General features: G+C 70.3%; 7 protein-coding genes. All 7 read right to left on the reverse strand.

Annotated features, from left to right (window positions below):
* Positions 1 to 45: 45 nt before the first annotated feature.
* The 7 genes from gyrA to dnaA all read right to left on the reverse strand — a co-directional run bounded on the left by gyrA (position 46) and on the right by dnaA (position 12,364).
* Complete coding sequence (gyrA, locus tag ACU436_RS24855; RefSeq protein ID WP_459029215.1) at positions 46 to 3,810, reverse strand: intein-containing DNA gyrase subunit A; 3,765 nt, start codon at positions 3,808 to 3,810, stop codon at positions 46 to 48.
* A 42-nt stretch (positions 3,811 to 3,852) separates the two neighbouring features.
* Complete coding sequence (gene gyrB / locus ACU436_RS24860) at positions 3,853 to 5,832, reverse strand: DNA topoisomerase (ATP-hydrolyzing) subunit B (protein WP_459029217.1); 1,980 nt, start codon at positions 5,830 to 5,832, stop codon at positions 3,853 to 3,855.
* Positions 5,833 to 6,102: 270 nt separating this feature from the next.
* Positions 6,103 to 6,432, reverse strand: a complete 330-nt coding sequence (locus tag ACU436_RS24865) for a DUF721 domain-containing protein (RefSeq protein WP_459029219.1) — start codon at positions 6,430 to 6,432, stop codon at positions 6,103 to 6,105.
* Between the two features lie 345 nt (positions 6,433 to 6,777).
* Positions 6,778 to 7,911 carry a DNA replication/repair protein RecF gene (gene recF / locus ACU436_RS24870; protein ID WP_459029220.1) on the reverse strand — a complete coding sequence of 378 codons (1,134 nt, stop codon included), beginning with the start codon at positions 7,909 to 7,911 and terminating at the stop codon, positions 6,778 to 6,780.
* 17 nt (positions 7,912 to 7,928) lie between these two features.
* Positions 7,929 to 8,873, reverse strand: coding sequence for a phosphogluconate dehydrogenase (NAD(+)-dependent, decarboxylating) (gnd, locus tag ACU436_RS24875; RefSeq protein ID WP_459029222.1), 945 nt, complete (start codon positions 8,871 to 8,873; stop codon positions 7,929 to 7,931).
* Between the two features lie 36 nt (positions 8,874 to 8,909).
* A complete protein-coding gene (gene dnaN, locus ACU436_RS24880) occupies positions 8,910 to 10,070 on the reverse strand; it encodes a DNA polymerase III subunit beta (RefSeq protein WP_459029224.1) in 1,161 nt (386 codons plus the stop codon).
* A 692-nt stretch (positions 10,071 to 10,762) separates the two neighbouring features.
* Entirely contained in the window at positions 10,763 to 12,364 is a 1,602-nt protein-coding gene (dnaA, locus tag ACU436_RS24885) for a chromosomal replication initiator protein DnaA (RefSeq protein ID WP_459029226.1), read from the reverse strand.
* Positions 12,365 to 12,479 lie beyond the last annotated feature (115 nt).

A 12,479-nucleotide genomic window follows, 5' to 3' on the forward strand; every position in this document is an offset into this window, starting at 1 on the left:
GGTGAGGTGTCTCCTCGGGCCTTGTAGGTGTGGCGGCTCGCGAGCTCAGCCGAGCGACTGGTCGTCCGCGTCGTCGTCCTCGGCGTTGCGGGCCACCGCCAGCAGCGTGGCGCCCTCACCGAGGTTCATCAGGCGGACCCCCTTCGTCTGCCGGCCGGCCTTGCGGACCTCGCGGGCCGTCGTGCGGATCACCCCGCCGCTCGAGGTGATCGCGTACAGCTCGTCGTCGATCCCGACGATGAGCGCGCCGACCAGAGTGCCACGACGACGGTCGTACTGGAGGGTCAGAACACCCTTGCCACCCCGACCCTGCACCGGATAGTCCTCGATCGGGGTGCGCTTGGCGTAACCACCGGCGGTGGCGACGAGCACGAAGGTCTCCGGCTGCACCACGGCGAGCGCCAGCAGCCGGTCGCCGTCGTTGAAGCGCATCCCGAGGACACCGGACGTGGCCCGGCCCATCGGGCGCAGCGCCGCGTCGCTCGCCGCGAACCGGATCGACTGGCCCTCCGCCGAGACGAGCAGCAGGTCGTCGTCGGCCGAGCAGAGCACGGCGCCGACGAGCTCGTCGTCCTCGCGCAGGTTGATGCCGATCAGGCCACCGGTGCGGTTGGAGTCGAAGTCGGTGAGCCGGGACTTCTTCACCAGACCGTTTCTCGTCGCGAGGACGAGATACGGGGAAGCCTGGTAGTCCTTGATCTGCATGACCTGCGCGATGTGCTCGTCCGGCTGGAAGGCGAGCAGGTTGGCCACGTGCTGGCCGCGGGCGCTGCGGTTGGCCTCCGGCAGCTCGTAGGCCTTGAGGCGGTACACCCGGCCCTTGTTCGTGAAGAACAGCATCCAGTCGTGGGTGGAGCACACGAAGAAGTGGGCGACGATGTCGTCCTGCTTCAGCTGCGCGCCCTGGACGCCCTTCCCGCCGCGCTTCTGCGCCCGGTAGAGGTCGGTCTTCGTGCGCTTCGCGTAGCCGGTCTGGGTTATCGTCACAACGACGTCTTCGACCGCGATCAGGTCCTCGTTGGTGACGTCCCCGTCGTCGGCCACGATCTGCGTGCGCCGCTCGTCGCCGTGCTTCTCGACGATCTCCAGGAGCTCGTCGCGCACGATGGTGCGCTGCCGCTCCGGCCGGGCGAGGATGTCCTCGAGGTCGGCGATCGTGCGCTCGATCTCCGCCAGCTCGTCGATGATCTTCTGGCGCTCCAGTGCGGCGAGCCGCCGCAGCTGCATGTCCAGGATGGCCTGGGCCTGGATCTCGTCGACGTCGAGGAGCTCCATCAGGCCCGTGCGGGCGACATCGACCGTGTCCGACGCCCGGATCAGCGCGATGACCTCGTCGAGCGCGTCGAGCGCCTTGACGTAGCCACGCAGGATGTGGGCCCGTTCCTCGGCCTTGCGCAGGCGGTAGCGGGTGCGCCGGACGATGACGTCGATCTGGTGGCGGATGTAGTTGCGGACCACCTGGTCGAGCCGCAGCGTGCGCGGCACGCCGTCGACGATGGCCAGCATGTTGACGCCGAAGCCCTGCTGCAGCTGGGTGTGCTTGTAGAGGTTGTTGATCACAACCTTGGCGACGGCGTCGCGCTTGAGCGTGATGACGATGCGCATGCCGACGCGGTCGGACGACTCGTCGTTGATCTCGGCGATGCCGGTGAGCTTGCCGTCGCGGTGCTGCTGCGCGATCGACTCGATGAGGTTGTCCGGGTTGACCTGGTACGGCAGCTCCGTGACGACGAGGATGGCGCGGCCCTTGGTGTCCTCCTCGACCTCGACCACCGCCCGCATCCGGACCGAGCCGCGGCCGGTGCGGTAGGCCTGGTCGATGCCGTCGCGGCCGACGATCAGACCGGACGTCGGGAAGTCGGGGCCCTTGATGCGCGCCATGAGCGCTTCGAGGAGCTCCTCGTCGGTGGCCTCCCAGTTCTCCAGCGCCCACACGACACCGTGGCCGACCTCGCGCAGGTTGTGGGGCGGGATGTTGGTGGCCATGCCGACCGCGATGCCGACACTGCCGTTGATCAGCAGGTTCGGCACCCGCGACGGCAGGACGAGGGGCTCCTGCGTCTTGCCGTCGTAGTTGTCGGCGAACTCGACGGTGTCCTCGTCGATGTCCTGCAGCATCGCCATGGCGAGCGGGGTCAGCCGGCACTCGGTGTTGTGGCTGACGAAACCATCGGTGACGAACGAGTGATCCTCGGTGTCGAGCCGAATGCTGTAGACAGGCTGGACGCCGGCGTCCTCGACGCTCGCGACCTCGGCGTAATAGAAGCGACCGTCGGTCAGCTCACGGGCTATCGCTCGAGCATCCGGGTCGCTGACGTGCTCGAGGATCTCCGCGCCGCGGTGTTCCCAGCGCTCGATCCGGTCGACGTTGTGCCGGCGCAGCCAGTCCCGGTCGGCCCGGCCGGCGGCACCGTGTTCCCGGAGGAACGCCCCGAGTCCGGGGACGTGGTCACGGCTCATCGCCGTCGAGCGGGGAACATCGCTGCCCAGGATCTCTCGGAGCTTCGCCTGCTTGGACCCGAGGAAGCCCACCCGGGTGGAGAAGAGCCGCGCGTCGCGCCGGTTGGTCATCACGACCTTGTACTCGCCCGTCGCATGGCGATACCGCCGAGAGACCACGCCGAACTCCAGCAGCAGTTGCTGGACGTCCTTCGCGAGCTGGTCGCTGCGTGTCGAGTAGGACACCTGCACAGTGCTCCGCGGAAGCGCCGAGCACGACCCGTCTCCGGTGAAGAGCGCTTGGAGGAAGAAGCGCTTCCGAGCGGCGGAACCGCACCAGACCGACTCCGGCACGCGCTTGTCCGCGGACCTGGTGCCCACCATCTCGGACAAGGCGCTGGCACGCAGAGAGTTGAGGTCCTGGATGTCGAGCTCGTGGAGCAGCGAGCCGGACGCGATGCGCCGCGACGAGACGTACCGCGAGCCTCCGACCGCGACGTCGTACGCGTCGAGGACGAGGCCGAAGAACTCCTCGTCGATGTTGTTGAATCCCGCTCGCGTGGTGGACACGAAACCTTCGCTGACGAAGGCGCCTAGGACGAAGGCCTCCATGGCCTCGCGGGTGTTCCAGACCCCGAGCTCGTCACGCGGCGTGCGCTGCATGACCACCCGGTCGCCAGGGCGCACCTCCTCGAACAGCTTCCACAGGAGCGTCGGCACCCCGAGCACATCGACCAGGCAGAGCACCGGGTGGTTGTGGGTGCCGGTCAGCTCGTAGCCCTCGACGGTGCGGACCTGCAGCGTCGGGTGTTCTCCGCTGTGGAAGAGCATCTCGGCGCGAACCGGATCACCGCTGCGGTCCAGGACCTTGACGTCGATCGGGTTGTCGCTGTTCGGCGAGGCGTCCGGGACGATCTCGGCGATCCGTGGCGACGCGCCATCGGCGAGACGTACCCGGGATTCGCCGATCACGCAGTAGCGCATCGCCGCGGCCGGGTCGTTGCCGCGGGAGCCGAAGTTGCCCTGCCCGTCGATCAGCGGGTAGCGCTGGGACCAGGGCTGCGCCAGCCGGACGAGCGCGTCGTAGATCGCCGAGTCGCCGTGCGGGTGGTAGTTACCCATCACCTCGCCGACGACGCGCGCGCACTTGACGTAGCTGCGGTCGGGCCGGAAGCCGTTCTCCCCCATCGAGTACAGCACCCGCCGGTGCACCGGCTTGAGCCCGTCCTCGACCAGCGGCAGCGCCCGGCCGACGATCACGCTCATCGCGTAGTCGATGTACGAGCGCTGCATCTCCTGCTGGATGTCGACCGGCTCGGTGCGGTCGCCGTCCGACGGCGGGGGCAGTGCGGGGTCCAAGGTGTCGGTCATGGTCCTTCTCTGTTCGTGCGGTGCTCCGGCGGCCGGGATTGGCTAGACGTCCAGGAACCGCACGTCCTTGGCGTTGCGCGTGATGAACGACCGGCGGGACTCCACGTCCTCGCCCATCAGGATCGAGAACAGCTCGTCGGCCGTGGCGGCGTCGTCCAGCGTGACCTGCAGGAGCAGCCGGTGGGCCGGGTCCATCGTGGTCTCCCACAGCTCCTTGGCGTTCATCTCGCCGAGGCCCTTGTAGCGCTGGATTCCTTCGTCCTTCGGCAGCTTCTTGCCGGCCGCCCGGCCGGCCTCGATGAGGCCGTCGCGCTCGCGGTCGGTGTAGGCGAACTCCGGCTCGCTGCCCCGGCCACCCCACTTGATCTTGTAGAGCGGGGGCTGCGCCAGGAACACGTGGCCCGCCTCGACCAGCGGCCGCATGAAGCGGAACAGCAGCGTGAGCAGCAGGGTGCGGATGTGCTGGCCGTCGACGTCGGCGTCGGCCATCAGCACGATCTTGTGATAGCGCAGCTTCGCCAGGTCGAACTCGTCGTGGATGCCGGTGCCCAGCGCCGTGATGATGGCCTGGACCTCGGTGTTCTTGAGGACGCGGTCGATGCGCGCCTTCTCCACATTGATGATCTTGCCGCGGATCGGCAGGATCGCCTGGTACATGGAGTCGCGGCCGGACTTGGCCGAGCCGCCCGCGGAGTCGCCCTCCACGATGTAGACCTCGGACTTCGACGGGTCGGTGGAGCGGCAGTCGGCGAGCTTGCCGGGCAGGCCGCCGATGTCACCCGCGCTCTTGCGCCGCACCAGCTCGCGCGCCTTGCGGGCCGCGAGCCGGGCCTGCGCGGACTGCACCGCCTTGGTGACGATGGTCTTGGCCTCGGCGGGGTTGCGCTCGAACCAGTCGGCGAGCCACTCGTTGCTCACGCGCTGCACGAACGACTTGACCTCGGTGTTGCCGAGCTTGGTCTTGGTCTGCCCCTCGAACTGGGGCTCCTTCACCTTCACCGAGACGATGGCGGCGAGCCCCTCGCGGATGTCGTCGCCGGAAAGCGCCGGATCCTTGTCCTTGATCAGCTTCTTGTCCCGCGCGTACCGGTTGACAGTGGTGGTGAGCGCGGAGCGGAAGCCCTCCTCGTGCGTGCCGCCCTCGTGCGTGTTGATCGTGTTGGCGAACGTGTAGACCGACTCGGTGTAGCCGGAGTTCCACTGCATCGCCACCTCGACCGCGTGGCCCTCGCTCTCGGCCGTGTACGAGATGAGCTTCTTGTGGATCGGGTCCTTCGCCTTGTTCAGGTACGCGACGAAGTCCTCGAGGCCGTTGGGGTAGCAGAAGGTGTAGTCCTTGACCTTCGCCACGTACCCCTCGGCGTCGGGCTCCTCCTCGTCGGCGGGATGCCCGTTGCGCTCGTCGCGCAGGACGATGGTGAGCCCCTTGTTGAGGAACGCCATCTCCTGCAGCCGGCGGCGGATCGTCTCGATGTTGTAGGTCGTGGTCTCGAAGATGTTCGGGTCGGCCCAGAACGTGACCGTGGTGCCGCTCCGCGTGGTGTCCTCGCCCTTGCGCAGCGGGCCGGGCACCGACTGCGCGTAGTGCTGGCGCCACACCTTGCCGTCGATGTGGATCTCGACGTCGAGCGCCGTGGAGAGCGCGTTGACCACGGAGACACCGACGCCGTGCAAGCCACCGGACACCGCGTACGACTTGCCGTCGAACTTGCCACCCGCGTGCAGGACGGTCATCACGACCTCGACGGCGGGCTTCTTCTCCACCGGGTGCATGCCGACCGGGATGCCGCGACCGTCGTCGACGACGCGCACACCGCCGTCCTCCTGCAGCACGACCTCGACGCGAGTGGCGTAGCCCGCCATCGCCTCGTCGACGGCGTTGTCCACGACCTCCTGGACGAGGTGGTGGAGCCCACGCTCACCGGTGGAGCCGATGTACATGCCGGGGCGCTTGCGGACCGCCTCGAGACCCTCGAGGACGGTGATGGACGACGCGCTGTAAGCGTTCTTCTTCTCCGGCACGGGCAGCCTGTCTCCTCGCCACGACGGCCCGGTCCGCGGGCGCACAACGCACCCTGCGTACCAGAGCCTCTCGACCGGGCGATCGGGGAGCGCCCGGGAACACTCCTCCATCATACCGGGGCACCCCGGCTGGAACGCGGCTAGGACACCCCCAGAATCGTCGCAGACAGCCGTTCCGGAGCCGAGACGGGTCCGATCGGCCGCGACGGGGGCCGAAACGGGCTACGGGCGCATCACGTCGCCCTGAATCGGCTCATGCCGCGACCGGCGTCATCCGTACGTGTCCCGGGGCCCCCGGCCACGGACGTGGCGCGGACCGTGCCGCCAACTCGGTCCGGACGGGCCGACCACGCGGATCCGGCGCACGACGTCCTTCCCGACGGACCCGGCCAGCCGGGAGACCAACTGGCGCTGCATCTGGCGCAGCTGCGTGGCCCACGCCGTGGACTCGGCCTGCAGCACGAGCTCGCCGTCCCGCAGGGACAGCGGCGTGCAGTGGTCGGCGATCTCGGGTCCGACCAGTTGCGGCCAGCGGCCGAGCACGGTGGCGTCGGTCAGCCGCGGCGACCAGCCGCGGTCCAGCGCGACCCGCGAGACCATCCGGCCGAACGGCTGCGGATCGCGCTCGTCCGGGCCGGCGCCGGACCACCTCCTGCGTCGGCCACGGGGGCGGGCAGGCTTGCGACCCTCCATCTCGGCGGTGCGCTTGGCCGCGCGGTCGGCGTTGGCCTCCCGGGCCGCGCGCAGCGCCTCGCGGGCGAGATCCGACCCGCGGCCGCGACCAGCGGTTGCTCCCGATTCATCCCCAGGGTTGGGGACAGGTGCCCTCGAATGGGGTGCGCTGGGCGGTTCTCCGGGGGCGACGGGCGGTCGTTTTGGCTCGTCATCACCAGTGCGGCGGAAGTTATCCACAGTATCCACACCTTTGTCCCCAAGTGGGTGAGATCACAGGCGACCTCCTGACGTGGCCTCTTGCGCAATGCGCTCGACATGCCCTCCGTTCACCGCGAACCGGTCGCCGTCCAGGCCGTCCGGGACGTCCTCCGCCACCGCGGCGGTGATCAGGACCTGCTCGGCGCGCCGAGCGACGTCGGCGAGGGCCGTTCTGCGGCGTGAGTCGAGCTCCGCGAACACGTCGTCGAGCACGAGGACCGGCTCGACGTCGTCGGCGCAGAGCAACCGGTACGACGCGAGCCGCAGCGCGAGCGCCAGCGCCCATGACTCCCCGTGGCTCGCGTACCCCTTGGCCGGGCCGTCCCCGAGCCGCAGATCCAGGTCGTCGCGGTGCGGGCCCACGAGACAGACACCGCGCTCCACCTCCTGCCGCCGCACGCGCCCCATGGCCTCCATGAGGAGCGGCTCCAGCTCACCCGCCGCCGCCGGCAACTCGCCATCGACGCTGCAGCGGTAGCCGAGCGCGATCGGATCCGAGGTCGGCGCGACCTCGGTGAACGCATCCACCGCGTGCGGTGCGATGGCGGCGACGAGCTCCAGGCGCCCCGCGAGCAGCGCAGCGCCGTGCCGGGCGAGGTGCCCGTCCCACACGTCGAGCGTGCGCAGATCACCCCCGCCCCGCGCGGTCTTGAGCAGGGCGGAGCGCTGCCGCAGCACCCGGTCGTAGTCGGAGCGGACAGCGGCGTAGCGCGGGAACCGCGTCACCAGCAGGTCGTCGAGGAACCGGCGGCGCTCACCGGGATCACCACGCACCAGCGCGAGATCCTCCGGGGCGAACAGGACGGTGCGCAGGATCCCCAGCACGTCACGCGGCTTCGCCACCGGAGCACGGTTCACCCGCGCCCGGTTGGCGCGTCCCGGGGTGATCTCCAGCTCGACCGTCAGCTCCCGGCCCTGGTGCACGACCAGCCCCCGCACGAGCGCCCGCGCAGCGCCCCTCCGGATGAGCGGGGCGTCCGTGGCCACGCGGTGCGAGCCGAGGGTGGCCAGGTACCCGGCGGCCTCCACCAGGTTGGTCTTCCCCACCCCGTTCGGCCCCACGAGCACCGTGACACCCGGCCGGAGGTCGAGCTCGGCGTTCTCCCATGAGCGGAAGTCCGTGACGGCGAGGCGGGTCAGGTGCACGGGCTAGTGTGACACTCTCAGTGCGTGCTGCCGGTGCCGGAGCTGGGCCCGGCGTGCTCGCCGGGTGTGCCGGCCGGCCCGGCCGCCGAGCGCACGGCATGCCCGCCGAACTGCTGGCGCAGGGCCGCGACGGCCCGCATCGCGGGCGAGGAGTCCTGCCGGGATGCGAACCGCGCGAACAGCGCCGCGGAGATCACCGGCAGCGGCACGGCGTGCTGGATGGCCTCCTCGATCGTCCAGCGCCCCTCGCCGGAGTCGTCGACGTAGTCGTCGAGCCGCTCCAGGCCCGGGTCCTGCTCCAGCGCGTCGACGAGCAGGTCGAGCAGCCACGAGCGCACGACGGTGCCGCGGGACCACGCCTGCAGCACACCGGGCACGTCGGTGACCAGCTCGGCCGCCGAGAGCAGCTCGAACCCCTCGGCGTAGGCCTGCATGAGCCCGTACTCGATGCCGTTGTGGACCATCTTCGAGAAGTGCCCGGCGCCGACCGGCCCGGCGTGCACGAAGCCCTCCTCGCGCGGCCCCTCGGGGCGCAACGCGTCGAAGATCGGCATGGCGCGCTCGACGTGCTCGGCGGAGCCGCCGGCCATGAGCCCGTAACCGTTGGCCTTGCCCCAGATGCCGCCGGAGACGCCGACGTCGAGGTAGCCGATCCCCTTCTCGTCGAGCAGGGCGGCGTTGGGGCCGTCGTCGGTGTAGCGCGAGTTGCCGCCGTCGATCACGAGGTCGCCGCGCTCCAGCACGTCGCCGAGCTCCTGCACGGTGCTGCGCGTCGGCTCACCGGAGGGGACCATCACCCACACCACCCGCGGCGCCGGGAGCGCCTTGGCCAGCGCGGCCAGCGACTCGACGTCGGTCACCTCGGGGCGGGGGTCGTAGCCGAACACCTCGTGGCCTGCGGACCGCAGCCGGTCGCGCATGTTGCCACCCATCCGGCCCAGCCCGATGAGTCCCAGTTGCACTTCGTCTCCCCCTGGAATCGGGTGCGCGCCGGGCACTCAGCCGGGCAGGCGCACGGGCATCAGCAGGTGCAGGTACCCCGGCACCGGTTCCACAGTCTCCTCCGTGGCCCCGTCCTCTGCCGGCGCGGGCGGGACCGGGCGCACCAGTGCGGGGCGGTTCGGCGTGGTGAACGTGAGCTGCGCCCGCTCGGTGTGCAGGGCACCGAGGCCGTCGAGAAGGTACCCGGGGTTGAACGCGATGACGAGCGGCGCGCCGTCGAGTTCACACGGAAGCTCTTCCTCCGCGCTGCCCACGTCGTCGCCGCCGGCAGCCAGGCGCAGCCCGTCGTCGGCGAACTCCATGCGCACCTGCGCGACGCGGTCGGTGACCAGGGCCACGCGCTTGATCGCCTCGACGAGCGGGGCGACCTCGACGACGGCGGCGCTCGTGTGCTCGGCCGGGATCAGCTGGCGGAACCGCGGGAACTCCGCGTCGAGCAGCCGGGTGGTGGCACGACGACCGCCGCCCGTGATTCCCAGCATCCCGTCGCCCGCCGACAGCGCGATCTCCACGGTGCCTGCGCCGGAAAGCGTCTTCGCCACCTCGGCGAGCGTGCGCGCCGGGATCAGCACCGCGCTCGACTGCGCGCCGTCCTCCGGGGTCCAGTCGAGCTCGCGGACGGCGAGCCGGAACCGGTCGGTGGCGGCGAGGGTGAGCTGCTCCCCCTCGATCTCCAGCCGGATGCCGGTGAGCATCGGCAGCGTGTCGTCCCGGCCGGCCGCAACGGCGACCTGCGCGACGGCCTCCGCGAGCTCGCCCGCCGCCACCGTGCCCGCGAGCTGCGGCATGGCCGGCAGCTGCGGGTAGTCCTCGACCGGCATCGTCGGCAGGCTGAACCGGCTGCTGCCACAGTTGATCGTGGCGCGGGCCCCGTCGACGACCAGGTCGACCGGCTTCGGGGGAAGCGCCCGGGTGATGTCTGCGAGCAGCCGGCCGGAGACGAGCACCCGGCCCGGGTCGCCGATCGTGGCGTCGAGCTCGACGCGCGCGGACGTCTCGTAGTCGAACCCGGAGACCGTGAGGCGGTCCCCCTCGGCCCCGCCCGCAGCCTCGACGAGAACGCCGCCGAGCACCGGGACCGGCGGCCGTGCCGGGAGGCTGCGGGCCACCCAGGCGGCGGCGTCGGCGAGGACGTCGCGTTCGACCCGGAACTTCATGAGGGGACCTCTCGCGCTGGGGACGACTCGGGGTCGCCGGCTGAAGTGCCGGCGGGCGTGGTGGGTGCGGCGCCCGGACGCCGCCGCGGTGCCGGGAAGACCCGGTCCGGGGAGACCACCGTAGAGCCTCCGGACGGCGGGTGTCATCCCGGCCATGGGGTACCCGATCGAAGCACCCTCGTCCGACTCCATCCACGTCGCTTCTTCTTTCTTAGATGTTCAAAGAGAGAGAACCAGCAGTAGTGATAGGGCCTGTGCGCAGTGTGGATGGATGGAGTTCGCCCTGGTCAGATGCCGTGTCCGGATGTGGAGACCGGCGTGGGCGCACCCGTGGGCAGATGCCGGCACCCGTGGATGACGCTCCGGAACGGGCATCTGTCCCCGCCGTGGACACCGGTTTTCCACCGGGTGCGCACGATCCGTCCACGGGCCCCGCGGCGTCCATCCACAGAGTTGTCCCCAGATGTGGGTGAAGAGTGGTCGGGTGAGGACGGAGCGCGACCGGATCCGGCTGCTGAACCTCACTGTGAGCAACCCGCGAAGCTGCCTCGTCGCACGGGCGTGACGACATTCCGTGACCGCGTGTGGTCACGGAGAGCGAGAGGTCTGGGCGCGGAGCCATGGATTGAACGAGCGGCACGCCCGTCCGATAGATACGGACGAGGGTGCCGCTCGTACGACGGGGCCGGTCGTCAGTGGCGGGCGCGCTGCTTGATCCGCGCCGTCAGCTCCTGGACCTGTTCGAAGGTCTTGCGGCGCTGGGCGATCTCGTTGCGGATCTTCTTGTCGGCGTGCATGACCGTGGTGTGGTCGCGGCCGCCGAAGGTCTGCCCGATGCGCGGCAGCGAGAGGTCGGTCAGCTCCCGGCACAGGTACATGGCGATCTGGCGGGGCTGGGCGTGTGCCTTGGACTTCCCCGGGCCGCACAGCTCGTCGATCGTGACACCGAAGAACTCGGCGGTGACGGCCATGATCGTGGGCGCGGTGATCTCGGACGCGGCGGAGTCGGGGATGAGGTCGCGCAGCACGATCTCGGCGAGCTGCGTGTCGACCGGCTGCCGGTTCAGCGACGCGAACGCCGTGACCCGGATGAGAGCGCCCTCCAACTCGCGGATGTTGCGCTCGATGCGCTCGGCGATGAACTCGAGGACGTCGCCGGGGACGGCGAGGCGGTCCTGAGCCGCCTTCTTCCTCAGGATCGCGATCCGCGTCTCCAGCTCGGGTGGCTGGATGTCGGTGATGAGGCCCCACTCGAACCGCGTGCGCATCCGGTCCTCGAGGGTCTCCAGCCGCTTGGGCGGCCGGTCGGAGGACACGACGATCTGCTTGTTCGCGTTGTGGAGGGTGTTGAAGGTGTGGAAGAACTCCTCCTGCGTCCCTTCCTTGCCCTCCAGGAACTGGATGTCGTCCACCAGCAGCACGTCGATGTCGCGGTAGCGGCGCTGGAACGCCACCTTCCGGTCGTCGCGCAGCGAGTTGATGAAGTCGTTCGTGAACTCCTCGGTGGAGACGTACCGCACGCGCATGCCCGGGAACAGCCGCTGCGTGTAATGGCCGACCGCGTGCAGCAGGTGGGTCTTCCCCAGCCCGGACTCGCCCCAGATGAAGAGCGGGTTGTACGCCCGCGCCGGCGCCTCGGCCACCGCGACGGCCGCGGCGTGGCTGAAGCGGTTGGACGCCCCGATCACGAACGTGTCGAACGTGTACTTCTCGTTCAGCCGCGTCTGCGAGCGCGGGGTGACGGTCTCGCCCGCGGGCGGACCGGAGTAGGTGGGCCAGACCTCGGGGGGACGGGCGTCGCCGTTCTCGCGGGGACCACCGCCGTTGCGCGCGCCGTCGGCCTCGGCCACGGCCGCGAGGGGTCCGGTGGTGGCCAGCGCGGCCCCGCCCGATGCGGCCGGCTTCTCGGGTTGTTCGGCGGGCAGGGAGTCATCGGAACGGGACGTGCCGGTGGCGGCGGAGGTGCGGGGCGCCATCCCGGGCGGGTCGGGCACCTCGGTGCCACCGGATGCGGCGGAGGCGTCGACGACGACCGCGAGGTTGACCGTGACGCCGAGGTGCCGGCCGAGCGCGTCGCTGATCGGCCGCCGCAGGATCCGCTCGATCGCGTCCTTGGCGAACTCGCTCGGCGCGGCGAGCAACGCGGTGCCGTCGATCAGACCCAGCGGGCGCGTGAGACGGAGGAAGGCGCGTTGCTGAGGGGAGAGCGACTGCCCGGAGCCCGCGGCCGCGCCGGAGAGATCGGCGATGACGCGGTTCCAGACCTGTCCCAAGTCTCCTGGTTGGTCGGCCACCGGTCCGCGCTCCCCTCCGGTCGTCGCCCCGGACGACTACGCACCCCGAATGAAGGGGCGATCATCCCCAGACTTGTCCACACCTGTGCGCAAGACGGTACGCGGGCACGCAGCG

It is taken from the genome of Pseudonocardia wallangbongensis (assembly GCF_054486945.1).

What these genes read in the sequence shown, in the direction of transcription:
- gyrA (WP_459029215.1), bottom strand. Translation starts at nt 3,810, where the DNA reads ATGACCGACACCTTGGACCCCGCACTGCCCCCGCCGTCGGACGGCGAC.
- ACU436_RS24865 (WP_459029219.1), bottom strand. Translation starts at nt 6,432, where the DNA reads ATGGTCTCGCGGGTCGCGCTGGACCGCGGCTGGTCGCCGCGGCTGACC.
- dnaN (WP_459029224.1), bottom strand. Translation starts at nt 10,070, where the DNA reads ATGAAGTTCCGGGTCGAACGCGACGTCCTCGCCGACGCCGCCGCCTGG.